The organism is Dietzia sp. DQ12-76 (assembly GCF_014145045.1).
Taxonomy (GTDB): domain Bacteria; phylum Actinomycetota; class Actinomycetes; order Mycobacteriales; family Mycobacteriaceae; genus Dietzia.
The window spans coordinates 1-1,478 of the sequence record NZ_JAALDV010000449.1; the positions used below are offsets into that span (position 1 = coordinate 1).

The 1,478-nt window shown below is 70.7% G+C and carries 2 protein-coding genes; one reads left to right on the top strand and one right to left on the bottom strand.

The features are described from left to right. Positions 1-614: TetR/AcrR family transcriptional regulator (locus G6019_RS14495; protein ID WP_194305774.1), on the top strand; the 614-nt coding region annotated here is incomplete at its 5' end. On the opposite strand, the gene G6019_RS14500 is transcribed toward G6019_RS14495, so the two are convergent. Then, positions 615-1,313, bottom strand: coding sequence for a vitamin K epoxide reductase family protein (locus tag G6019_RS14500; protein ID WP_107756923.1), 699 nt, complete (start codon positions 1,311-1,313; stop codon positions 615-617). Positions 1,314-1,478 lie beyond the last annotated feature (165 nt).

Below are 1,478 nucleotides of genomic sequence, written 5' to 3' on the forward strand. Positions count from 1 at the left end.
GGACCAGGCGCACGCGCGCGAGGGGCCGCGAATCCCGGCGGAGGATCCTCGAGGCCGCCGCGGCGGTCGCGGGGGAGCGCGGCTACGAGGGGACGAGCATCGCGCGGGTGAGCGAGGTCAGCGGGCTGCCCGCGAGCTCGATCTACTGGCATTTCGCGGACAAGGACGCGCTCCTGGCCGCGGTGGTGGAGGAGAGCATCGAACTGTGGCTGGGTCAGGTGACCAGAGGGGAGGGGCAGTCGCTCGCCGAACGGGTGACCGAACTGTGCCTGGGTGTGGCCCGGACGTTCACCGAGTCACAGGATTTCCTCCGGCTGGTGCTGATGCTCGCGGTGGAACGGCGTCCCGTGGAGCCGGTGGCCAGGGAGATCTACCTGCGGCTGCGGGGGGAGGCGATCGAGCGGATCGCGGCTGAGCTGCAGCAGGTGCGGCCCGCGTTGTCGCCGACGGAGGCGATGCTGGTGGCCACCTACGCTCTGGCCGGCGGGGACGGGATCTTCCTCGCGTCGTTGACCGGGGACGCCGACGTGGCCGCGCTGTTCAGGCTCCACGCGAGCGCGATCGTGCACCTGGTCGAGCAGGCCGCGGGCGGGGTGGCCACGACCACGGGGTGATCAGAGGTTGGCGAAGAAGTCCGCCCAGTAGAAGTCCCAGAACGCCCAGAGGATGACCGCGGCCAGGGCCAGGAACCACACGACCACCGGGACCAGGTGCCACCGCTGCAGCGCGCGGACCCAGCCGGCGCCGGTGAGCTTGGCCAGCACGTGGAGCAGGGTGTACCAGAACATCGGGATGGTCATGGCCCACACGACCATGCACCAGGGGCACAGCACCTGGATGGAGAAGATGGACTGGTACGCCAGCCAGTGCACCATCCCGGCGGCGAAGGTCAGCCCGAGGAGCGCACCCACCCAGTACCAGCGCGGGAAGCGCACCCCTGACGCGGCGGCGACGCCGATCGCGATGAGCAGCGCGTACCCCACCAGTCCGATGAAGGGGTTGGGGAATCCGAAGACCGCCCCCTGCTCGGAGTTGATGACGCTCTTGCAGCTCATCAGGATGGAGAAGTTGCAGGCCGGAACGAAGTCCGGGTTCTCCAGGAGTCGGATCTTGTCCAGGCTGAGCTGGAACGACGCCACCAGGGCGACGATCGACCCGACGGTCAGCAGCACGCCCATCCACCGATCGGTGAACACGCGCGAGACGGGGCCGGGCTGGACGTCGGCGTCGGTGGTCGTCGAGGGGGCGATCGTCACCGGCTCGGCGGGGGCGCCCGCGGGGTCGTCGTGCGGGGCGTCTGGGGTCTCGCGCATGCGGCTAGCGTACCGATGGCCGATCAGTCGGCGTTCATCTGCGCCGGTGGTGGCTGCCCGAGGTGGCCGCCGGAGTGGTCGACATAGAACCGCAGGTGCGCCGCGGCCGCCGCGTCCCAGGTGAGCGAGGCCGCCAGGGCACGGCCCTCCCCGGCCCGCGCCGGA